Source organism: Petrocella atlantisensis, from assembly GCF_900538275.1.
Taxonomy (GTDB): domain Bacteria; phylum Bacillota; class Clostridia; order Lachnospirales; family Vallitaleaceae; genus Petrocella; species Petrocella atlantisensis.
Window position 1 is genome coordinate 55085 of the sequence record NZ_LR130778.1, and the last position, 21613, is coordinate 76697.

The window sequence follows — 21613 nt, forward strand, 5'->3', positions numbered from 1 at the left end:
TAACAAAACGAACTTTTAAGGAGAACTATGAAATACACCATATTAATGCGCCCTAATTACAACGTGGCTTATCATGATGCTTATGTCAAGATGTGTCAAGTAGAATTAAAATCATTACTAACAGCTTATAATTTCCTAGAGAGTGAACCTACCATACAAGGGGTGAATAAAGCCACTTATATGACCTTTGAATCAGAGGTGACACTGAATGCTAATATGCTTAAATCTATCTGTAGATTATCCTTTTTTTATGCTTTGTTTCAAATCGTAGATAAAGATCTTTTTAAGCCAATACTTATTGAGTATGCACCGGATTTTGAAGAAGATCTGAGTATTCGATTGAAATACAATGGAAAAACCAATGAAGTCATTACACGTATGATGATGAACCTCGCTTTATACCATTCAGATTTCTATGACGAACCCCATCTTAAATTGCTAGATCCTTTATGCGGAAAGGGGACGACACTATTTGAAGCCATGATTAACGGTTATGATGCTTATGGTGTGGAAAAAGATAAAAAACATGTGGCGGATCTTGGTACTTATATAACGCGCTATATCAAGGATGCCAGATTTAAACACACCAATCAAAGAGGCAAATTAATCCATAATCGTAAGACCATAGGTGAAACCTTCGAGTTACAATATGCAAAAGATAAAGATCAATACAAGTCAGGCGATCTCCGTGAATTGAAAGTGTTAAGAGCGGATACGACGTATTTTGAAGGTGCCTTTCGTCATAATTCAATACATCTGATTGTGACGGATTTACCTTATGGTGTACAACATAGTGGCAAAGAAAAAGGAGAAAAAACCATTGGCTTAAGTGGTCTGTTAGACCAAGGTTTAACATCCTGGGATCCTTATTTGAAAAAGGGTGGTGCGATTGCTATATCCTGGAACATCTATACAGATACAAGAGAGAGCCTCATTCAGATTTTTGAAGATCATGGTTATATTGTAATGAAAGATCTTGAAATGTCTAAGTTAGAACACCGAGTATCTCAAGCGATAACAAGAGATATTATAATTGCATACAAAGGCTAGTATTAAGTATTTTGAATTTTGTAGGACTTTGGGTTATGATAGAGTAGAATCTAATTCATTAACATTTGAAAAGTGGGTGTAGAATTGAAAATCAATCATATTGCAATATGGACCAATCAACTAGAAGTTATGAAAACTTTTTATTGTCAATATTTTAAGGGTAAATCCGGACATAAATATCATAATAAGAAAAAGGAGTTTGAATCCTATTTTATTACCTTTGATGAAGGTGCCCGAATTGAGTTAATGACCATGCCGGATATTGTTGAACTAGAAGCTTACCAACTTTTGTCTTGTCTTGGATTGGCACATTTTGCCTTATCCGTTGGAAGTGAAATGGAAGTTGTTCGAATTACTGAGAAGTTAAGAAGTGATGGTTATACCATTGCCAGTGAACCAAGAGTCACCGGAGACAATTACTACGAGAGCGTTGTTTTAGATCCGGATGGTAACTGTGTAGAATTAACCGTATAATTTTACGCCAAAGTATATGTAATTTGAACTTGACATAAAAAGAATATTACTCTATAATACCACTGTAAAGGAAAAGAACTTAACAGTGGTGATGATGATGGATCAAGTTTTTGAAAAAACTTTATTATTTGATTTTTATGGTGAATTGCTAACAGAGCGCCAAAAGCAATTGTACCAACTCTATAATCTTGATGATTTATCATTGGGTGAGATATCTGAACAACTAAATATAAGCAGACAAGGTGTATTTGATGCTTTAAAACGGTGTGATCAACAATTACATCATTTTGAAGACAAATTACAACTGGTGCATCGATTCATTAGAAATAAAAAAAGGGCCATGATGGTTCATGAGCTTATAGCAAAACTCAAAGAAAGTCATAACGATGGACGTTTGACAGAGATTGAGGCCATCACACAAGCGATGATGGATGATATGTAAAAATATTGGAGGCCTTACATGGCATTTGAGAGTTTATCAGACAAATTTCAAAATATATTTAATAACTTAAAGAAAAAAGGTAAGTTGAGTGAGGCAGACGTCAAAGCCGCAATGCGTGAAGTAAAAATGGCGCTTCTAGAGGCGGATGTTAATTTTAAAGTCGTTAAAGACTTTGTTAATGCGGTTAAAGAACGGGCAATCGGGGATGAAGTTATGGAAAGCTTGACACCCGGACAGCACGTTATAAAAATAGTAAATGAAGAAATGGTTGCACTTATGGGTTCAGATGAATCCGAACTGACATTCACAACAGGCGGTGGGCCAACCATCTATATGATGGTCGGATTGCAAGGTGCAGGAAAGACGACAACATCAGCCAAACTGGCTGGTCTGTTAAAGAAAAAAGGTAAAAAACCGCTTTTGGTGGCTTGTGATATTTACCGTCCGGCAGCGATTAAGCAACTTCAGGTTGTGGGCGAGCAATTGAGCATTCCGGTTTTTTCTATGGGCAATCAAAACAAACCCATTGATATTGCAAAAGCGGCCCTTGAACATGGTAGTAAAAATCATCATGATCTAATTATTTTGGATACAGCCGGTAGACTTCATATCGATGAAACCATGATGGATGAACTAATAGAGCTTAAAGAGGTTATAAAACCAAAAGAAACGTTGTTGGTTGTCGATGCTATGACGGGACAAGATGCCGTTCATGTAGCAGAGTTATTTAATGAGAAAATAGGTGTTGATGGTGTCATCCTTACAAAGTTGGATGGTGATACTCGGGGTGGTGCAGCTTTATCCGTTAAAGCAGTTACTCAAAAACCCATCAAATTTGCAGGTATGGGTGAGAAATTATCGGATTTGGAAGTTTTCTATCCGGAGCGTATGGCCTCAAGGATTTTGGGTATGGGTGATGTATTAACTTTAATCGAGAAAGCCCAAAGCAACATAGATCAGAAAAAAGCATCTGAAATGGAGCGGAAGTTCCGAAAAGCGGAATTTAATTTCGAGGATTTTCTAGAACAGATGCAACAGCTTAAAAGTATGGGTTCTTTGTCGGATTTGATGGCGATGATTCCGGGTATGAGCGCCCAGATGAAAAACGTTCAGATAGATGACAAGGAAATGGCTAAAATGGAAGCTATGATTTTGTCCATGACCGTAGAAGAACGTAACGATCCAAATGTCATTAATGTTTCTAGGAAAAATCGAATTGCAGCAGGTTCGGGCAACAAAATTCAAGATGTGAACCGTTTTATCAAGCAATTTGAACAATCCAAGAAAATGATGAAACAAATGAGTGGCATGATGGGTAAAAAAGGACGCCGTGGCGGTAAAGGCATGTTCGGTAATTTGCCCTTTTAATTCATGAATACCTACATATCGGGTATATACCCAAAGTGTGGTTTCTATATATTAACATTAAGCATAAGGAGGTGAAACACATGGTAAAAATGAGACTTAAGAGATTAGGACAAAAGAAAGCTCCTTTTTATAGAATCGTAGTTGCAGACTCAAGATCTCCAAGAGATGGTAAGTTTATTGAGCAATTAGGTTATTACAATCCAACAAAAGATCCAATCGATCTTAAAATCGATGCGGAAATAGCTAAAAAATGGCTTAGCACTGGCGCTCAACCTACGACAACTGTAAGCAAACTTTTAAAAATCGCTGGTATCGTTGAATAAGGTGTCTAAGGGTCCTGATACGGACGCATGAACGCTGTCATTTACGTAGGAGGTCGGCATATGAAAGAATTAGTAGAAGCAATTGCGAAAGCACTGGTGGATCATCCTGAAGCCGTTGTCGTCAACGAGGTAGAAGGTGAACGTTCTACAATTTTGGAATTGAAAGTGGCACCGGATGATATGGGTAAAGTAATCGGCAAACAAGGTCGTATTGCTAAAGCTATACGAACGGTCGTCAAAGCAGCTGCAACCAAAGATGATAAACGTGTGGTTGTAGAAATACTTTAATCATTTTATGTAGTCCTATAAAATAATTAAGTTAAGCTTAAACAATGGGCTGTCTTATAAGCAATACGTTCTGTGAGCGATATTTCTTAGAAGACAGCCTTATTTACTAAAGCTTAAAGTGAAGAAAAAGGTGGTAACATGGAATATATGTATATTGGTCGTGTGGCAAATACCCATGGTGTAAAAGGCGTCATAAAAGTCCTTCCAACCACAGATGACCCAAAACGATTTGAATTGTTAAAAAAAGTAACCATAGAAGATGCCCGAGGTAAAGAGGCGGATTATACGGTAGTTAAAGTTAAGTACCTGCATCAATTTGTCCTACTTGAACTAAAAGAAGTCATTGATATGAATATGGCTGAAAGTCTAAAACAAGGGATTATCAAAATACCAAAAGAAGAAGCTTTGCCTCTTGAGACAGATGAATACTATGTTCAAGACCTAATTGGATTAAAGGTTTATGACCACCTAGATGCTTATTTAGGTACCCTAAAAGACGTACTTTTTACGGGTAGTAATGAAGTTTATGTCGTCACCCTTGAATCCGGTAAAGAGCTTTTATTACCAGCCATTAAAGATTGTATCTTGAATGTGGATATGGCAGATCAGAGAATGAAGGTTTATGTCATGGAAGGACTGATGTGATGAAGTTTAATGTCTTGACGCTTTTTCCGGATATGGTTATGGATAGCTTAAATCATAGCATAATTGGAAAAGCCATGGAAAAAGGCATCATTCAAGTCAATTCTATTAACTTTAGAGACTTTAGTGACTCTAAACACAATTCTGTGGATGATTATCCCTATGGTGGTGGTGCAGGCATGGTTATTCAAGCTCAGCCTGTCCTTGACGCTTATGAGGACCTTGTCAAGAAGGAAGGTACTTCTAGGCTCATCTATCTGACACCCCAGGGGAAGACCTTTAACCAAGCAATGGCGGAAGAATTTGCCAGGGAGGATCAGCTAACATTTCTATGTGGTCATTATGAAGGTATTGATGAAAGAATTATCGACAGTATTGTAACGGATGAAGTCTCGATAGGTGATTTTGTTCTAACGGGTGGCGAGATGGCGGTCGTCCTTATTATTGATGCTGTTGCAAGGTTAATACCGGGTGTCCTAAAAAACAATACATCCAGTGAACATGAAAGTTTTCATGATTATCTCCTAGAATACCCTCAGTATTCAAGACCGGAAATCTATAAGGGTATGTCGGTGCCCAAGGTCTTGTTATCCGGGCATCATAAAAATATAGAAATCTGGCGCAGAGAGCAATCCCTACTCAGAACTTATAAAAAAAGACCGGATTTGTTGCCTTTTGCTAATTTGACGGAAAGTGACAAACAATTCTTGAAAAAATATTGCAATTATGAAGTAAATATGCTATAGTAATTAACTGTGACTACGGATGTTCCGCTTTTATGAAACCGATATTATGAACATCTAAGATGGAAGGAGGATACTCAAATGAATAACATTATTAGAGGTATTGAGCAAGCTCAATTAAAGGAAAATGTAGAGTCATTTAACGTTGGAGATACAGTACGTGTATATGCAAAGGTTAAAGAGGGCAACCGTGAAAGAGTTCAAATGTTCGAAGGAACAGTTCTTAGCAGACAAAACGGTGGTTCTAAAGAAAACTTTACAGTAAGAAGAATTTCTTACGGTGTTGGTGTTGAAAGGTCATGGCCTGTACATTCACCAAACATTGAAAAAATCGAAGTAATCAGACGCGGTAAAGTAAGAAGAGCAAAATTAAATTACTTAAGAAGCCGTATTGGTAAGAGTGCTAAGGTTAAGGAATTAATTCGATAAGAGTATCTTATATAAGAGTAAAAAGGGTAAGGCCAATATCAGGTACTGCCCTTTTATTTTTTTGATTAAACTTTTTGATTAAACTTAATGATAAACTTAATTCTTATAATAAGCGCCTCAGCGTTAAGTCTTTATTACATTTTTCAAAATAACTTGAGTTGTTTAGTGAAAAAGGTGTACAATGACATAATGACAAATATGTAATTTTGAAAATTAATGTTTAACATTATGAAAGTAGGTATAGATTTGGAAGAGAATAAATTAAAAAAAGAACTCATGGGTTGGGTTAGAGACCTTGCTATAGCACTATTGGTTGTATTTATAATCTTTAATTTTTTGGGACAAAAGACCAATGTTGTCGGAAAGTCCATGGAGCCAACGCTTCATGATGGTGATCAGTTGGTGGTTGATAAACTGAGTTACCGCTTTAGTGAAATCGAACGTTATGATATTATCGTTTTTCCTTATGAACCGAAGCTATATTATATAAAGCGCGTTATAGCCCTTCCAGGGGAATCGGTAGACATTCAAAACGGAACGCTTTTGGTCAACGGTGAATCCATAGATGCTGACTTCAACTTTGATGTCATAACAGAATATGGTAATAATTTACCGATTGTTGTACCACCGAATGAGTATTTCGTTATGGGTGATAACCGTAATAATAGCTCGGACAGTCGTTATGTGGATGTGGGAACCATTCACAAAAATGATGTTATAGGCAAAGCTGTGGTACGTATATGGCCTTTGAAACTCGTCGGAACCATCGATCACTAACCAATGAAAATACATTTAGCATAGTGGGTAATCACTCATTATGCTTTATATATGCAGAGAAATAGGGAGCTTTATATGAATATACAATGGTATCCAGGTCATATGACCAAAGCCAAAAGAATGATGGAAGAAAATATCAAACTCGTAGATGTGGTTATAGAACTGGTAGATGCGAGGGTACCTATTAGTAGTCAAAATCCGGATGTACTAAAACTTGCAAATAACAAACCAAGAATTATAGTTTTAAATAAAGTAGATTTGGCGGATGGAAAAGAAACCAAAAAATGGGCAGATTTCTTTTTTAACCAAGGCTATGTTGTGGTTGAGGTGAACTCACAAAACGGAAAAGGTATAAAAAGTGTGTCTTCGGCTATTAATCTGGCTTGTAAAGAAAAGATTGAACGTAACAAAAAGCGCGGATTACTTAACAGACCGATGCGTGCGATGGTTGTGGGCATCCCTAATGTAGGTAAGAGTACTTTTATAAATAAATTGGTTGGAAAAGCAAGCGCCAAAACCGGTAACAAGCCCGGTGTTACAAAAGGGAAACAATGGTTGAAGTTGAAAAATGAGTTTGAACTTCTGGATACACCAGGTGTACTTTGGCCTAAGTTTGAAGATCAGAATGTAGGCATCAAATTGGCTATGATTGGATCCATTAGGGAAGAAATATTGGATACAGAAGGACTTGCAATGTTAGCCCTTGAGTTTATGAGAGATCGATATCCGAATCTGCTCATGGACAAATACCCCATGACAGATGTAGCCGGTAAAAAAGGGCATGAATTACTTGAAGCCGTAACCATAACAAGACATCTTCTAAAACCGGGTAATGAACCGGATGTTTCGCGTATGGCAAAAATGTTTCTGGATGAATTTAGAAATGGTAAAATCGGAAAGATGACATTGGAAACTGTATCAGAATATAAATAAGAAGTGTTACAAAATTGGCGCTGACTTAGGCGCCTATTTTTATTAATATTATCTTTATCAGAACCATATCATACGCTATAATGGGAGTAGACATAATAAAACTCAAGGGGGTACCATGAATACTTTACCCATTAATGCCATTAAAGAAATTTACAAAAAAACCGATATTCATGCACTAGATGCTTTTATCAATAGATTTCAAGAAGATGATAGAGCTGGCGTTAAATACTTAGTTGACTGCTCTAGAAAAAAAATACAGGCTTATAACCAAGAGTTAGATCGAATGTCACGTATGCGTTTATATGAACAAAAATACGATCATTTAGATTTTATTTGTGGCATTGATGAAGTGGGTCGAGGACCATTGGCCGGTCCCGTGGTTACAGCAGCCGTCATTTTAGAAAAAGATACAAAGTTGCTCTACATCAATGATTCAAAGAAGCTATCTGAGAAAATGCGTGAAATGCTTTATCATCAGATTATGGATGAAGCTATTGCGGTGAGTATTGGTATAGAAAGCGTCGAAACCATTGATACCATCAATATATTGCAGGCCACCTATAAAGCAATGCAAAAGGCTGTAAATGGCCTTGAAGTACAGCCGGACATTCTACTGGTGGATGCCGTTACAATACCGGACATTGATATTAAGCAACATGCCATCATTAAAGGTGATGAAAAAAGTATTTCAATAGCTGCTGCCAGCATAATTGCAAAAGTGACTAGGGATAGAATGATGAAGGACTATCATGAACTTTTTCCTGCCTATGATTTTGATAAAAATAAAGGGTATGGCTCTTCTACACATATAGAGGCCATAAAAAAAGTGGGACCCTGTTTCATTCACCGAAAATCCTTCATAAAAAACTTTATTTTGACACCTTAACCATGGTTAAAGTGTCAAAACTAAGTTTCACTAAGTTCATATACAATATATAGATTACGTTGATACATTCATAACTATATATTGTATGCGAAAGTTCAACTATATAGTTTTGACACCTTAACCAAACATAAACACATATAAGTGCATCAAGGGGTGATGAATTTGAAAATAGATCCGAATATGATTCATAAGAAATATGGGCAGGTTCAAAACACAGCGGAAACAAACACGGTAAAAGGTGAAAGGTTGACCTACAAAGAAGGTCAGGTTGTAAAAGGAGAAGTTCTTGATGCGACCTTAACCGGTGTAAAAATCAAGCTCACAAACGGACAAATATTGGATGCGAAGCTTGCACAACCGGCTATGTTTTCTATTGGTGATGAAGTTGCTTTAGCGGTCAAAGAAGCTTCTGCAAAACAAGTGTTGTTGACAACGCTACATCAGGATCCTCAATTGGTAGAAGATAAATTGATAACCATACTGGAAAATGCTAAACTACCCCTGACAGAAGAAAATCATCATTTGGTTCGCCAATTAATTGAAAACAATCTGCCGATTAGTGACCAAAGTCTTAAAAATTTCATCCAATTAACCAAGCAATTTCCAGAAGCGACCGTAAAACAACTGATTTTTATGGTAAAGCATGACATACCCGTTTCATCTGAAAATATACAGCAACTCACGATGTTAGAAAATAATGAGCATGCTTTGATGAAAAGCATAACGTCCTTAGCAGATGATATAACGTCCATCCAAAGGTCCGAACTCAGTACATCCCCCTTAATCATTAAAGATACACTATCGGTAGATCAAACCCCAATACCCTTAACATTGCTTACAAGTGATAAAAATAGTAGTGAATTTCTTAGTAATCTTAATCAAGTCATAAAAGCTACAGCAGACCTAAACATTGAAACAATACCTATGCCAACATCAAAAGTACCTCTTGGTGATATGCTTCTTACGAAAGATGTAGAAAATCTTTCGCGTCATTTAAAGCATAATATGGTTGAGCAACAAAATAATATCATTGAAAAGTTACCCCTTAGTGATGCCCAAAAACTACTATTTGAAAAACTAGAAACGCCAAAACAGATGAATCTAGTGGATTTAGTTACGATGACAAAAGAAAAGCTGTTACCTCTAGATCAATTAAGGGGTATTCTTATACAACTAAAAACAGATAGCACATATGCAACACTGGTCAAGGGTATGCTCATGTCAAAAGATACGCTTGGTGATATGGTACAAGTCAAAGATTATTATAAATCACTGAATCTGAAGATGACCGACTTGATAAAAAGTACTGAACTGGCCTTGAAAGATGAGAGTGGTCATGTATTGAAAGAAGCACAAAATGTCAAATCTTCAGTATCCTTCCTTAATGCCCTTGGTAAAGATTTTAGCTTGATGCACCTACCAATGTTGTTACAAGATCAACTGCAACATTCTGAGCTCTATGTACTTGGTGATCGAAAAAAAGGCAAGGATGGAGAAAAGTCCATAACAGCATTGGTGCGTCTGGATCTTGTAAATCTTGGGCATACAGACATTCATATAAAAAAAACAGGTAAAAATCTGGATATTCAGTTTTTTATGACGGATGAAAAACAAATCTCTGTCGTGAATGAAAACCTATATGGACTGCACAACCTATTAAACCGAAAAGGCTTTAACGTATTGTCCATAAATGTAACCCCTTTGCAAAAATCCTTTGATGTTGTAACCGATTTTCTGGATGGTCAAGATGTGAAAGCCAATATTAGCAGGTATACCTTTGATATGAGAGCGTGATGATGATGAAAGAGAAAAAAAAGGCTGTTGCCATTAAATATAGTGAAGGTGAAGTGGCACCAAACTTAGTGGCAAAAGGTAAAGGCATAATTGCAGATAAAATCATAGAAAAAGCTCAAGAGGAAGCCTTGCCCATCTATCAGGATGCAAAACTCGCCGATGAACTGACTAAACTGGAAATAGGAGATTATATTCCGGAAGAGCTCTATAAAGTGGTGGCTGAAATACTGGTTTTTGTAACAGATTTGGATAAATTGCGTGATAAAATATAGATGGTTTAGTTGATGTAAGGGGGCTATATGAACAAAAGAGATACAGGCAGGCACTATGAAGAAATGGCGGTTTTGCATTTGGTTCATGCAGGCTATAAAATACTTAAAAGAAATTATTATACAAGGTATGGTGAAATTGATATCATAGCCTATAAGGCATCCACTTATATTTTTATAGAAGTAAAATATAGAACCTCTGATAAAAAAGGTAAACCCTATGAAGCTGTCGGTCATGCTAAGAGACAAAGGATGATGAAATCAAGTTTAAGCTATTGTAAGGTTATGAATCTCTTTGGTCAGTCGATGCGTTTTGATATCATTGATATTCTGGAAGAAAAGCTGACCCATTATGAAAATGCTTTTGAAATGGATAAACGGTATACCAATTATTGAAAGGAATTATTATGTTACGTTCAGAACATATGATTATAGAAAATCAGAAAGAAGTTATGGTTGTAAAACTGCCACATTTTGAAACGACCGGTTTGGTGAACCATGGGTTCTCAACAAAATACGGCGGTATCAGTAAGGGTGTTTATGAATCTATGAATCTTGGTAAAAATAGGGGCGACTCACCTTATAACGTTGAAGAAAACTTTAATCGATTTTGTGATGCCATAGGTGTACCTACGGACACTTTAGTCTTTAGTGACCAAGTTCATGATGCCCATGTGCGTGTGGTTCAAAAAGAGGACAAAGGCAAAGGCTTTTATAGAACATCGGATATTATTGGTGTAGATGGTTTGGTTACCAATCAAGTTGGCGTTACATTAACCACCTTCTATGCCGATTGTGTGCCTTTGTTTTTTTTAGACCCTATAAAAAAAGCCATAGGCTTATCCCATGCAGGATGGAGAGGGACGGTTAAGGCCATTGGACCTAAAACTGTAGAACTTATGAGACAAACATTTGGTAGTAATCCTAAAGATATTATGGTCGGTATTGGTCCATCCATAGGGGCCTGTTGCTATGAAGTTAGTACAGATGTTATAAAAGAGTTTGAAAATAATCTAAATCATGATATAATTGTACGGATTGTCTCGAGAATAAATGATGAACACTATAAATTAGACCTGTGGGAAGCCAATCGGTTGTTATTGTTAGATGCAGGTATTGATAATAAAAACATGGTGGTAACGGATTTATGTACAAAGTGCCATAATGCGTATTTCTATTCCCATCGATTTATGGGGAATCAAAGAGGTAGTCTTGCGGCTATGATTGCGTTAAAAACGACAACAGAGTAACAGACTAAACAGTCATGTTAAAGAAGGTGAAGTATTGGAATTGAAGCACTATAATAAAGATGAAGCCCAAGATCACGAGATTCTTGGCGTGGAACAAGGCAGTATTGCCGATGAACTTGGTATTAAAGCAGGAGATAAGCTTATCAGTATAAATGGGAAAAAAGTTCAAGACGCCTTGGATTATCACCTATTTGTTAAGGATGAATTCATTGACTTAATGATTTATAACCTAGAACATGATGAACCATGGCTTTATGAAATCGAAAAAGACGAAGAAGAAGATCTTGGACTTGTCTTCGACAATAACTTAATGGATGAATACCGTTCCTGTAGGAATCAATGCGTCTTTTGTTTTATTGACCAATTGCCAAAAGGTATGCGGGAAACCTTATACTTTAAAGATGATGATGCTAGACTTTCATTTTTACAAGGCAATTATATTACTTTGACAAATATGACCGATAGAGAAGTGGACAGAATTATAGAGTATCATCTATCTCCGATCAACATATCCATTCATACCATGAACTTAGAGTTACGACAAAAGATGTTAAAAAACAAAAATTCCGGCAAAATCGTTGCCTACATGGACAGACTCTATGATGCTGGCATAACCATGAATGGACAAATTGTACTTTGTAAGGGTCTTAATGATCAAGACGAATTAGCCTATTCCATTCAAGCGCTTAGTAAGTATATCCCTCATCTTCAATCCGTATCTGTTGTACCTGTTGGTTTATCCAAACATAGAGATGGTCTATACCCTTTAGCGCCTTTCTCTAAAGAGGATTGTATAGAAATCATTAAGCTTGTAGAAGCTTTTCAAGAGGAATACATGACACTTTATAATAGTCATTTCATTCATCTGGGCGATGAGTTCTACATCATGGCCGGTCTCGATTTACCTTCTGAAGCTACATATGATGGATACCTACAACTGGAAAATGGTGTAGGTATGACCCGAATGTTTATTGATGATCTAACAAAAGATATAAAAGACCTGGATTCAATAAGTGTTAAACCCATTACCATATCCTTGATTACTGGAAAGCTATTTGAACCCATATTAAAAACGCTTATGTGTAAGCTTGAGGAGAAAATCCGGAATTTGACGCTACAAGTCATCGGTATTGAAAATGATTTTTTTGGAACTCAGATTACGGTTTCTGGTTTGTTGACAGGCAAGGACATTCTGCATCAAGTTAAGGATCTTGATCTTGGTCATTATCTTTATTTACCGGATAATGTCTTAAGAAGCGGTGAAAAAATATTACTGGATGATATAACGGTTACTGATATGGAGAAAGCTTTAGGAACACCTATGACATTTATAGATTGTTTTGGTAGCAATCTGGTTCAGTCGATACTGAGCCATGTAGAGCCATATAGAACATAATGAATTGACGCAAGGAAATAATCATGTAGAGTAGGCAAGTATTACCTTGAACCAACTTGCATATAAGGAGAATAAAATGAGTAGAAAACCCATAGTCGCAGTCGTAGGGCGACCCAATGTCGGCAAATCGACCATCTTCAATATGATGGCAGGCGAAAAAATCGCCATTGTACAGAATACGCCTGGTGTCACAAGAGACCGAATTTATGCTGATGTCGATTGGTTGAATCATAACTTTACCATCATTGACACAGGCGGTATTGAACCGGATTCAAAGGATATTATCTTGTCACAAATGCGTTATCAAGCAGAAACAGCTATCGAGACGGCAGATGTCATTATGTTTGTTGTAGATGTTTTAACGGGCTTAACCGATACGGATTACAAGGTTGCCGATATTTTAAGAAAGAGTAAGAAGCCAATTGTCTTATGTGTTAACAAAGTAGACAACTTTGATAAGCTTCAGTATGATGTATTAGAATTCTATAATTTAGGACTTGGCGAACCTATGCCATTGTCCGCAGTGAATAAGATTGGTATGGGAGATCTTCTTGATGAAATCGTCAAACACTTCTACGAACGGGTTGAAGCAGATGAAGAAGAGGAAATAACCAAGATTGCCATTATAGGAAAACCAAATGTTGGCAAATCTTCATTGATCAATAAAATCTTAGGTGAAGAACGTCATATTGTGAGTGAACTAGCAGGAACTACAAGAGACGCTATTGACTCAAGGGTTGTATTTGGTGATAAGGAATATATATTTATCGATACTGCAGGACTCAGACGTAAAAACAAAATAAAAGAAGAAATTGAAAAATACAGCATCATTCGTGCAGTGGCTGCGATAGAAAAAGCAGATATTGTCGTACTTATGATCGACGCGGTAGAAGGTATTACTGAACAAGATGCGAAGATAGCAGGTATCGCTCATGATCGTGGAAAAGGTGCTATTATAGCGGTCAATAAATGGGATGCAATAGAAAAAAACGACAAAACCATGTATCGCTTTTTAGATACGATACAAGTGACATTAGCCTATATGACCTATGCACCCATTGTTTTCATTTCCGCACAAACAGGTCTTAGAATCAACAAGCTATTTGAAACCATTGAAATGGTCGTACAAAATCAGACACTCAGAATTCAGACTGGCGTCATTAACGATGTTCTCTATGATGCAATGGCTATGAATCAACCGCCATCTGATAAAGGAAAACGTCTAAAAATCTATTATATGACACAGGTCGCTATTAAGCCTCCCACTTTTGTATTATTTGTAAATGACAAGGAATTAGCACATTTTTCATATATTCGGTACATTGAGAACAAATTGAGAGATGCATTTGGCTTTAAAGGCACACCTCTTAAAATGTTGATTCGGGAACGAAAAGAAGATTAATTAGCCATTGTCAAGAAAGGAAAGGTGTTATGTCTTATTTAATCAGTATCGTTATGGGGTATTTTTTAGGATGTTTTCAAACCGCGTATATCGTTGCCAGGAAAACAAAACATATTGACATCAGAGAGCATGGAAGTGGAAATTCAGGCACAACCAATGCTATTAGGGTTTTAGGATGGAAGTTGGGTATGCTGACTTTTGTAGGTGATATTCTTAAAGCTGTTTTAGCAGTTATTATTGCAAGGACGCTATTTGACTCACAACTGGCAGGACTTTATGCCGGTGCAGGTGTCATTATTGGTCATAATTGGCCCTTTGTACTTAATTTTAAAGGCGGCAAAGGTATTGCCTCAACACTTGGCATGTTGCTGGCATTTGATTGGCGTATCGGATTGGTTGCATGGGCAGTAGCATCTTTGGCCATATATCTGACCAAATACGTATCTCTTGGTTCCATACTATTAGTAACCATAATGCCTATTGGTGTTTTATTGCTTTATCCAGGTGGGACACAAGAACTGATTATAACATCCATTTTAGCCATCATTGCCATATATAGACACAAGGCTAATATTGGTCGTCTTATTCGTGGTGAAGAGAATAAGTTAGGCGTCAAGAAACAGGCAACATAGGAGGTTAATGATGAAAATAGGAATATTAGGCGCTGGTAGTTGGGGCATAGCCCTTTCTATGCTACTTAAAGAAAATAATCACGAAGTAACCGTTTGGTCGATTGTAGAAGAAGAAGTTAATATGTTGAATCAACATCATGAACACTTACGTAATCTACCGGGTATCAAAATTGACGATACCATTCTCATCACAAACGATATCAAAGAAGCTATCCTTGGATCAGATATGCTCATCTTTGCCGTACCTTCGAGATATGTTAGAGACACAGCCGTAATGGTTAAAAATTATATTAAGTCAGATCAGATTATCCTTAACGTAGGTAAGGGTTTAGAAGATGAAACACTCTTTACTTTAGCAGAAGTTATTGAAGACGTCATTCATACCAATCCTATAGCTGTTCTCTCGGGGCCCAGTCATGCTGAAGAAGTGGCAAGGAAAATTCCGACTTCTGTGGTAGCCGCTTCGAAAGATGAAAGCATTGTAAAGATCGTACAAGAAACCTTTATGAATCAATTTTTTAGAGTATATGGAAGCTCGGATGTATTAGGCGTTGAAATCGGTGGCGCTCTAAAAAATGTTATTGCCCTTGCAGCAGGTATATCAGATGGACTTGGGTTTGGTGATAATACAAAAGCGGCGTTAATGACTCGAGGTATTGCTGAGATATCTAGACTTGGACTTGCCATGGGTGGTGATGTCCAGACATTTAATGGGCTTACAGGTATTGGGGATTTAATTGTGACTTGTACGAGTGTACATAGCAGGAATAGAAAAGCCGGTATACTCATTGGTGAAGGACTTACTCTACAAGAAGCTCAAGAAAAGGTAAGCATGGTAGTAGAAGGCGTATACGCCGCCCATGCAGCGACCGCTTTGGCTACTAAGTTCGAGATAGAGCTTCCGATAATCGAACAAGTCAATGAAGTACTATTCAATGATAAAGACCCAAGAGAAGCTGTCACCGAACTGATGTTAAGAGATAGAAAATTTGAATCATAATGTGATAATTGCTGTTTTAAAAACAATATGATAAAATAGGATTGTAAACAACCGTCATTTTTTTGTGTGACGGCATTCACGTCAAAAATTCTAAGGAGATCCTATGCAAAAAAACTTAATTATAACATTGTTATTTTCAATTTTTATTGCTTTGTTTGCAATTCTAAACGCTTCAGCTGTACCGATTAATTTTATATTTGCAACGGTGGATATTTCTGTTGCCCTTGTTATTCTAATATCTGCGAGTATAGGTGCTATTATTCTATATTCAATGGGTGCTATTAGCAAAATAAAAGCCAGAAAAACGATTAAAGAAAAAGATAAAGTCATTGAAACTTTAAATCAAGAGTTGAATGAACTTAAACTGGTTAAGGCCAATATGGAAGTGGAAATGATGCATTCAAAAGAACAACCGACACAATACAATACTCCAATTATAAATCAAGAGGAAGAAATTCATGAATAAATGCGACACTTGTGGTGGCTGCTCTCAAACGAAGAAAAAGAACCTCGAAGGCGATAAAATTACAATAGATCTGCTGATGGATGTTCTTGAAAACAATGATATGTCTATGAAAAATCATGCCAATCATGTTGGCACTATGTCAAAATGGTTGGCTCAGTATTTGGGCATTGATTCTAATTTATGTGATACCATTGAACTTGCAGGAAGATTACATGATATTGGTATGATTAAAATAGCGCCATCCTTGTTCAATAAAAAGGAAACTTTAAGTGAAAAGGACTGGAAGATATTAAAAAAACATCCTGAATATGGTTTTGAAATCTTAAATCAGTATCCGGAATTAAACGAAGTGGCTCAGATTGTCCTAGAACATCATGAACATTTTGATGGTACGGGTTATCCAAATGGCTATTTAGGTAATGAGATACACTTAGGTGCAAGAATCATTGCCTTATGCGAAACCGTTGATCATATGTCTACAAAAAAACCATATAAAGAAGCTTCTGATTTTAAGATTATAGAAGAAGAAATAAGACAAAAATCAGGCAGCCAATTTGACCCTTGGTTGGTCATGCATATTAAAGAATTAATGATTGTATGGCAAGAAACCTTAATTGGTGCATAGGTGTATTATTTTTTCAGAAACCTTGTAAAATCAATGTTTTTGTGGTATAATAACTTAAAATTAATGTTGTGAATAAGATGAGAGTGGGCTTTTGGTCCACTCTTTATATTTGAGTAGGTTAATTGTCAGAAAGGAAGTGGCCATTTGGCAAACAAAGATCGAATTGAAAAATTAGTAGAAACACTACTTGTACCCATATTAGAAGAAAATGGTGTAACTCTAGTAGATGTAGAATATGTTAGGGAACTGGGACATTTTTATTTACGTGTATATATTGACAAAGAGGGTGGGGTAACCATCAAGGATTGTGAACATGTCAGTAGAGCTTTAGAACTTGTACTGGATGAAAAAGATCCAATTTTGGATCCTTATATTTTGGAAGTCAGCTCTCCAGGACTGGATCGACCTTTAAAAAAGGACAAAGACTTTGAAAGAAGTATCGGTAAAGATGTAGAAATGAAACTTTATAAGGCACTAAATGGCCATAAGGAATTTCTAGGAATGCTTGTATCTTATAATAAGACAGAAGTTGTATTAAAAATCGACAACGAAGAGAGAGTTTTTAACCGGAGCGATATCGCGCTAATTAGACTTTCTGTCGTGTTTTAATTAAATTCAAGGAGGATTAAATCATGAATGCTGAGTTTATTCAAGCATTGGCACAAATCGAAAAAGAAAAGGGCATTAGCAAAGAGGTCTTGATAGAAGCAATTGAAAATTCCTTAATTACAGCGTGTAAAAACAATTTCGGTGCATCAACAAACGTCAAAGTTATTATTGATAAAGAAGATGGGGATGTATCTGTTTTCTCTGAAAAGAAAATCGTAGAAATTGTCGATAACGATCAAATCGAAATCAGTTTAGAAGAAGCTGTTGAGTACAATCCGGATTATGGCATTGGGGATATTGTTCAAATCGAGATTACACCTAAGAATTTTGGCCGTATAGCAGCACAAAAGGCGAAACAAGTTGTGGTACAAAAAATTCGTGAGGCCGAGCGAGATGTACTTTTCAATCAATACATTTCCAAAGAAAAAGAAGTTGTAACCGGGATTATTCAAAGAGAAAGTAAAGGCAATGTTGTCATTAATCTAGGTAAGATTGATGCAATTATGGCTGAAAAAGAATGCATACCTGGTGAGACATATACCACCAATGAAAGACTGAAAGTCTATGTCGTGGAAGTTAAGGATTCAACAAAAGGTCCTAAAGTATATGTATCAAGAACCCATCCTGAATTGATAAAACGACTTTTCGAACAAGAAGTACCGGAAGTTCACGATGGTGTTGTGGAAATAAAGTCCGTATCAAGAGAAGCGGGATCAAGAACGAAAATCGCAGTTCATTCAAATAATCCGGATGTAGATCCTGTAGGCTCGTGTGTAGGCCATAATGGTTCTAGAGTCGGCATCATTGTCCACGAACTCAAAGGGGAAAAGATTGACATCATTCCTTGGAGTGAAAAGCCGGAAGAATATATAGCAGCAGCACTCAGTCCTTCAAAAGTTGTTAAGGTCGTTGTAGATGATCAGCATAAAAGTGCAAAAGTTGTTGTGCCGGATTATCAATTATCCTTAGCAATTGGAAAAGAAGGGCAAAATGCAAGACTTGCAGCAAAATTAACAGGCTATCGTATTGATATCAAAAGTGAAACCCAAGCAAAAGAGACTGATTTTATGGCGCTTGATGATAAGCCCGTCAATCCTTTTGAACAGTTTTTAGAACAAGCCAATCTTGATAACGAGCCGGATACCGAATCGGACACAGGTTTGTTTGATGAGGAGTAGGTGAAATGGCAAAAAAGTTACCCATGAGAAAATGCTTAGGTTGTCTGGAGATGCAAGAGAAGCAGTCGTTGATCAGGGTTGTACGTTCAAATGAAGGTGTTTATGATATTGACCTTACAGGGAAAAAAAATGGTCGTGGCGCGTATGTTTGTAAAAAAGTAGATTGCTTCAATAAAGCTGAGAAATCAAAAGGTTTAGAGCGAGCTTTTAAAGAAAAAATACCAACAGGCGTTTATGATGCTTTACGTAAGGAGATCGAAGACGTTGAATAATATATTTTCAATGATTGGATTAGCTATGAAGGCAGGTAAAGTATTGTCAGGAGAATTTAGCGTTGAAACAGGGATAAAAAACAGTAGTGTGCTATTATGCATCATAGCATCTGACGCCTCAGACAATACAAAGAAGAAATTCACCAATATGTGTGCTTATCGCCAAATCAAAATGATTACACTGGGTGATAAAATAAGCTTGGGAAAGGCCATCGGAAAGGAATACCGTGCTACAATCGGTATTGTTGACGAAGGATTTGCTAACGCCATCTTATCTAAGGTTGGTGAGCAAGCATAACAATAAATCGGAGGTAAATGAATGTCGAAAATAAGAGTGTATGAGCTAGCTAAAGAATTGGATGTTACCAATAAAGCTTTAATAGAGGTTCTTAGGAACTTGAAAGTGGATATAAAAAATCATATGAGTTCTTTAACAGAAGAAGAATATAATGTGATTTTAGATCATTATAAAAAAGACAAAAAAGAAGATGAAGGCTCAAAATCAGAAGAAGAAAATGTTGTAGAAACAGTTGAGGATGAGACTCAAAAGAAGACCAATAAAAAACGACATAAAAACGTTGAAGAAATCATCGAGGAAAAAGAATTTATTGAATTGCCAGAAAATGTCATGGTCAGTTTACTCGCGGATAAACTTGAATTACAAGTTTCGGATATTATTAAGATTCTTATGAATCGTGGTATTATGGCAACGGCTAATCAAGAGATTCCTTTTGAACTAGCAGAAGAGATCGCTATGGAACACGAGATGCTTGTCGTTAGAGAACCGGAAAAAGATCTTGTAGAACTCTTTTTTGAAGACAAAGATTTGGAGGAACGGGAAGAAGATTTAATTAAGCGTTCTCCTGTTGTTGTCGTCATGGGTCATGTTGACCATGGTAAAACATCACTCCTTGATGCACTTAGGGAGTCAAATGTTACAGAAAAAGAACATGGTGGTATTACCCAACATATCGGTGCATCTGTTGTATCTCTTGATAGTGGAGAAACCATAACATTTCTTGATACACCGGGTCATGAAGCTTTTACAGCTATGCGTTTGCGTGGCGCTATGGCAACGGACATTGCGATTTTGGTAGTTGCAGCAGATGATGGTGTTATGCCTCAAACCGTTGAAGCCATCAATCATGCTAAAGCTGCCGGTGTTCAAATCATCGTCGCTGTTAACAAAATAGATAAACCGGGAGCAAACCCTGACCGTGTGCTTCAAGAACTGGTAGAATATGGTCTTATTGCTGAGGCATGGGGTGGTGATACCATATGTGTTCAGGTCTCTGCTCTTGAGCGAACAAACCTAGAAGAGCTATTAGAAATGATTGTACTTGTGGCAGAAGTTGAAGACTATAAAGCCAATCCAAAAAGAAAAGCAAAAGGTACCATTATTGAAGCCCAACTGGATAAAGGAAGAGGCCCTGTAGCAACTGTACTGATTCAAAACGGTACATTATCTGTTGGTGATGCTATTATAGCAGGACCGGCTTATGGACGCATCAGAGCCATGATTGATGATAAAGGTCGACGTGTTAAATCTGCTGGACCATCAACACCTGTAGAAATACTTGGTTTATCAGAAGTACCAACAGCTGGTGATGCTTTCTTCACGGCTAAAGATGAAAAACAAGCCAGACAGTTGGCGAACAAGGTTGTGGACCAGTCTAGAGAAAAAATGATTCAGACAACACCTCAAAAAGTAACCCTTGATGATCTCTTCCATCAGATACAAGTTGGTGAGATGAAGGAATTGAATGTTATTGTTAAAGCGGACGTTCAAGGATCTGTAGAGGCTGTTAAACAAAGTCTTATGAAACTGTCAAACGAAGAAGTGGTCATTCGAGTCCTACATGGTGGCGTAGGTGCGGTTACTGAAACCGATGTTATGTTAGCCTCAGCCTCTAATGCAATTATAATTGGTTTTAATGTACGTCCTGAAGCCAGTGCCAGTGCAGCAGCTGATCGTGAGCAAATTGATCTTAGATTATACCGTGTCATCTATAACGCTATTGAGGATATTCAAGCAGCCATGACAGGTATGTTGGATCCTATTTATGAAGAAAAAGTACTTGGTCATATTGAGATTAGACAAACTTTCAAAGTGTCCGGCGTTGGAACTATTGGTGGTGGTTTTGTACTTGACGGAAAAGTCGTACGTAATTCAAGCGTACGTTTGGTACGTGATGGTATCGTGATTTTTGAAGGTGCTTTAGCATCCCTTAAGAGGTTTAAGGATGATGTGAAAGAAGTTAATACAGGCTATGAATGTGGTGTCATGTTGGATAAGTACAATGACCTTCGTGAAGGCGATATCGTAGAAGCATTTGCTATGGTGGAAATACCTAGAAAGTAAAGG

27 protein-coding genes are annotated in these 21613 nt (G+C 37.0%); all 27 read left to right on the forward strand.

Annotated features, from left to right (window positions below; all coding sequences use genetic code 11):
- Positions 1–27 precede the first annotated feature (27 nt).
- Positions 28–1050: a TRM11 family SAM-dependent methyltransferase gene (locus tag PATL70BA_RS00280; RefSeq protein ID WP_125135486.1), complete on the forward strand. Its 1023-nt coding sequence runs from the start codon at positions 28–30 to the stop codon at positions 1048–1050.
- 72 nt (positions 1051–1122) lie between these two features.
- Positions 1123–1524, forward strand: a complete 402-nt coding sequence (locus tag PATL70BA_RS00285; protein WP_330510118.1) for a VOC family protein — start codon at positions 1123–1125, stop codon at positions 1522–1524.
- A 91-nt stretch (positions 1525–1615) separates the two neighbouring features.
- Positions 1616–1966, forward strand: a complete 351-nt coding sequence (gene ylxM / locus PATL70BA_RS00290) for a YlxM family DNA-binding protein (RefSeq protein ID WP_125135488.1) — start codon at positions 1616–1618, stop codon at positions 1964–1966.
- Between the two features lie 18 nt (positions 1967–1984).
- Positions 1985–3334, forward strand: coding sequence for a signal recognition particle protein (gene ffh / locus PATL70BA_RS00295; RefSeq protein ID WP_125135489.1), 1350 nt, complete (start codon positions 1985–1987; stop codon positions 3332–3334).
- Positions 3335–3414: 80 nt separating this feature from the next.
- The gene (rpsP, locus tag PATL70BA_RS00300; protein ID WP_125135490.1) at positions 3415–3657 is read left to right on the forward strand and encodes a 30S ribosomal protein S16; all 243 of its coding nucleotides are present in this window, start codon (positions 3415–3417) and stop codon (positions 3655–3657) included.
- A gap of 60 nt (positions 3658–3717) precedes the next feature.
- Positions 3718–3945, forward strand: coding sequence for a KH domain-containing protein (locus PATL70BA_RS00305; RefSeq protein WP_125135491.1), 228 nt, complete (start codon positions 3718–3720; stop codon positions 3943–3945).
- Between the two features lie 138 nt (positions 3946–4083).
- On the forward strand, positions 4084–4590 hold the full coding sequence (gene rimM / locus PATL70BA_RS00310) for a ribosome maturation factor RimM (protein ID WP_125135492.1): 507 nt from the start codon (positions 4084–4086) through the stop codon (positions 4588–4590).
- Positions 4590–5333: a tRNA (guanosine(37)-N1)-methyltransferase TrmD gene (gene trmD / locus PATL70BA_RS00315; RefSeq protein WP_125138358.1), complete on the forward strand. Its 744-nt coding sequence runs from the start codon at positions 4590–4592 to the stop codon at positions 5331–5333. Before rimM ends, trmD begins: the two co-directional genes overlap by 1 nt.
- Before the next feature lie 78 nt (positions 5334–5411).
- On the forward strand, positions 5412–5759 hold the full coding sequence (gene rplS, locus PATL70BA_RS00320; protein ID WP_125135493.1) for a 50S ribosomal protein L19: 348 nt from the start codon (positions 5412–5414) through the stop codon (positions 5757–5759).
- 228 nt (positions 5760–5987) lie between these two features.
- Complete coding sequence (lepB, locus tag PATL70BA_RS00325; protein ID WP_125135494.1) at positions 5988–6536, forward strand: signal peptidase I; 549 nt, start codon at positions 5988–5990, stop codon at positions 6534–6536.
- A gap of 75 nt (positions 6537–6611) precedes the next feature.
- Positions 6612–7469: a ribosome biogenesis GTPase YlqF gene (gene ylqF / locus PATL70BA_RS00330; RefSeq protein WP_125135495.1), complete on the forward strand. Its 858-nt coding sequence runs from the start codon at positions 6612–6614 to the stop codon at positions 7467–7469.
- 115 nt (positions 7470–7584) lie between these two features.
- Positions 7585–8355: a ribonuclease HII gene (locus PATL70BA_RS00335; RefSeq protein ID WP_125135496.1), complete on the forward strand. Its 771-nt coding sequence runs from the start codon at positions 7585–7587 to the stop codon at positions 8353–8355.
- A 180-nt stretch (positions 8356–8535) separates the two neighbouring features.
- Positions 8536–10149, forward strand: coding sequence for a flagellar hook-length control protein FliK (gene fliK, locus PATL70BA_RS00340; RefSeq protein WP_172596038.1), 1614 nt, complete (start codon positions 8536–8538; stop codon positions 10147–10149).
- Complete coding sequence (locus PATL70BA_RS00345; RefSeq protein WP_125135498.1) at positions 10149–10421, forward strand: EscU/YscU/HrcU family type III secretion system export apparatus switch protein; 273 nt, start codon at positions 10149–10151, stop codon at positions 10419–10421. The genes fliK and PATL70BA_RS00345 overlap by 1 nt, the downstream gene beginning before the upstream one ends.
- Before the next feature lie 27 nt (positions 10422–10448).
- Positions 10449–10814: a YraN family protein gene (locus PATL70BA_RS00350; protein ID WP_125135499.1), complete on the forward strand. Its 366-nt coding sequence runs from the start codon at positions 10449–10451 to the stop codon at positions 10812–10814.
- Positions 10811–11668, forward strand: a complete 858-nt coding sequence (gene pgeF / locus PATL70BA_RS00355; protein WP_243115940.1) for a peptidoglycan editing factor PgeF — start codon at positions 10811–10813, stop codon at positions 11666–11668. The genes PATL70BA_RS00350 and pgeF overlap by 4 nt, the downstream gene beginning before the upstream one ends.
- Before the next feature lie 34 nt (positions 11669–11702).
- Positions 11703–13064, forward strand: a complete 1362-nt coding sequence (locus tag PATL70BA_RS00360; protein ID WP_125135501.1) for a DUF512 domain-containing protein — start codon at positions 11703–11705, stop codon at positions 13062–13064.
- A gap of 76 nt (positions 13065–13140) precedes the next feature.
- Entirely contained in the window at positions 13141–14466 is a 1326-nt protein-coding gene (gene der / locus PATL70BA_RS00365) for a ribosome biogenesis GTPase Der (RefSeq protein WP_125135502.1), read from the forward strand.
- Between the two features lie 29 nt (positions 14467–14495).
- The gene (gene plsY / locus PATL70BA_RS00370) at positions 14496–15098 is read left to right on the forward strand and encodes a glycerol-3-phosphate 1-O-acyltransferase PlsY (protein WP_125135503.1); all 603 of its coding nucleotides are present in this window, start codon (positions 14496–14498) and stop codon (positions 15096–15098) included.
- 7 nt (positions 15099–15105) lie between these two features.
- Positions 15106–16098, forward strand: a complete 993-nt coding sequence (locus tag PATL70BA_RS00375; RefSeq protein ID WP_125135504.1) for an NAD(P)H-dependent glycerol-3-phosphate dehydrogenase — start codon at positions 15106–15108, stop codon at positions 16096–16098.
- Between the two features lie 103 nt (positions 16099–16201).
- The gene (locus tag PATL70BA_RS00380; protein ID WP_125135505.1) at positions 16202–16564 is read left to right on the forward strand and encodes a LapA family protein; all 363 of its coding nucleotides are present in this window, start codon (positions 16202–16204) and stop codon (positions 16562–16564) included.
- Positions 16557–17189, forward strand: coding sequence for an HD-GYP domain-containing protein (locus tag PATL70BA_RS00385; protein WP_125135506.1), 633 nt, complete (start codon positions 16557–16559; stop codon positions 17187–17189). Before PATL70BA_RS00380 ends, PATL70BA_RS00385 begins: the two co-directional genes overlap by 8 nt.
- Before the next feature lie 144 nt (positions 17190–17333).
- On the forward strand, positions 17334–17798 hold the full coding sequence (locus tag PATL70BA_RS00390) for a ribosome maturation factor RimP (RefSeq protein WP_125135507.1): 465 nt from the start codon (positions 17334–17336) through the stop codon (positions 17796–17798).
- Between the two features lie 23 nt (positions 17799–17821).
- Positions 17822–18976, forward strand: a complete 1155-nt coding sequence (nusA, locus tag PATL70BA_RS00395) for a transcription termination factor NusA (RefSeq protein ID WP_125135508.1) — start codon at positions 17822–17824, stop codon at positions 18974–18976.
- A 5-nt stretch (positions 18977–18981) separates the two neighbouring features.
- Complete coding sequence (rnpM, locus tag PATL70BA_RS00400; protein ID WP_125135509.1) at positions 18982–19248, forward strand: RNase P modulator RnpM; 267 nt, start codon at positions 18982–18984, stop codon at positions 19246–19248.
- On the forward strand, positions 19241–19546 hold the full coding sequence (locus PATL70BA_RS00405) for a L7Ae/L30e/S12e/Gadd45 family ribosomal protein (protein ID WP_330510119.1): 306 nt from the start codon (positions 19241–19243) through the stop codon (positions 19544–19546). Before rnpM ends, PATL70BA_RS00405 begins: the two co-directional genes overlap by 8 nt.
- 21 nt (positions 19547–19567) lie before the next feature.
- Positions 19568–21610, forward strand: a complete 2043-nt coding sequence (infB, locus tag PATL70BA_RS00410) for a translation initiation factor IF-2 (protein ID WP_125135510.1) — start codon at positions 19568–19570, stop codon at positions 21608–21610.
- Positions 21611–21613: the final 3 nt, after the last annotated feature.

Excerpts from the sequence above, each read along its gene's own strand:
- PATL70BA_RS00280 (WP_125135486.1), top strand. The coding sequence starts at position 28 with ATGAAATACACCATATTAATGCGCCCTAATTACAACGTGGCTTATCAT.
- ylxM (WP_125135488.1), top strand. The coding sequence starts at position 1,616 with ATGATGATGGATCAAGTTTTTGAAAAAACTTTATTATTTGATTTTTAT.
- ffh (WP_125135489.1), top strand. The coding sequence starts at position 1,985 with ATGGCATTTGAGAGTTTATCAGACAAATTTCAAAATATATTTAATAAC.
- rpsP (WP_125135490.1), top strand. The coding sequence starts at position 3,415 with ATGGTAAAAATGAGACTTAAGAGATTAGGACAAAAGAAAGCTCCTTTT.
- PATL70BA_RS00305 (WP_125135491.1), top strand. The coding sequence starts at position 3,718 with ATGAAAGAATTAGTAGAAGCAATTGCGAAAGCACTGGTGGATCATCCT.
- rimM (WP_125135492.1), top strand. The coding sequence starts at position 4,084 with ATGGAATATATGTATATTGGTCGTGTGGCAAATACCCATGGTGTAAAA.
- trmD (WP_125138358.1), top strand. The coding sequence starts at position 4,590 with ATGAAGTTTAATGTCTTGACGCTTTTTCCGGATATGGTTATGGATAGC.
- rplS (WP_125135493.1), top strand. The coding sequence starts at position 5,412 with ATGAATAACATTATTAGAGGTATTGAGCAAGCTCAATTAAAGGAAAAT.
- lepB (WP_125135494.1), top strand. The coding sequence starts at position 5,988 with ATGAAAGTAGGTATAGATTTGGAAGAGAATAAATTAAAAAAAGAACTC.
- ylqF (WP_125135495.1), top strand. The coding sequence starts at position 6,612 with ATGAATATACAATGGTATCCAGGTCATATGACCAAAGCCAAAAGAATG.
- PATL70BA_RS00335 (WP_125135496.1), top strand. The coding sequence starts at position 7,585 with ATGAATACTTTACCCATTAATGCCATTAAAGAAATTTACAAAAAAACC.
- fliK (WP_172596038.1), top strand. The coding sequence starts at position 8,536 with ATGATTCATAAGAAATATGGGCAGGTTCAAAACACAGCGGAAACAAAC.
- PATL70BA_RS00345 (WP_125135498.1), top strand. The coding sequence starts at position 10,149 with ATGATGATGAAAGAGAAAAAAAAGGCTGTTGCCATTAAATATAGTGAA.
- PATL70BA_RS00350 (WP_125135499.1), top strand. The coding sequence starts at position 10,449 with ATGAACAAAAGAGATACAGGCAGGCACTATGAAGAAATGGCGGTTTTG.
- der (WP_125135502.1), top strand. The coding sequence starts at position 13,141 with ATGAGTAGAAAACCCATAGTCGCAGTCGTAGGGCGACCCAATGTCGGC.
- plsY (WP_125135503.1), top strand. The coding sequence starts at position 14,496 with ATGTCTTATTTAATCAGTATCGTTATGGGGTATTTTTTAGGATGTTTT.
- PATL70BA_RS00375 (WP_125135504.1), top strand. The coding sequence starts at position 15,106 with ATGATGAAAATAGGAATATTAGGCGCTGGTAGTTGGGGCATAGCCCTT.
- PATL70BA_RS00380 (WP_125135505.1), top strand. The coding sequence starts at position 16,202 with ATGCAAAAAAACTTAATTATAACATTGTTATTTTCAATTTTTATTGCT.
- PATL70BA_RS00385 (WP_125135506.1), top strand. The coding sequence starts at position 16,557 with ATGAATAAATGCGACACTTGTGGTGGCTGCTCTCAAACGAAGAAAAAG.
- nusA (WP_125135508.1), top strand. The coding sequence starts at position 17,822 with ATGAATGCTGAGTTTATTCAAGCATTGGCACAAATCGAAAAAGAAAAG.
- rnpM (WP_125135509.1), top strand. The coding sequence starts at position 18,982 with ATGGCAAAAAAGTTACCCATGAGAAAATGCTTAGGTTGTCTGGAGATG.
- infB (WP_125135510.1), top strand. The coding sequence starts at position 19,568 with ATGTCGAAAATAAGAGTGTATGAGCTAGCTAAAGAATTGGATGTTACC.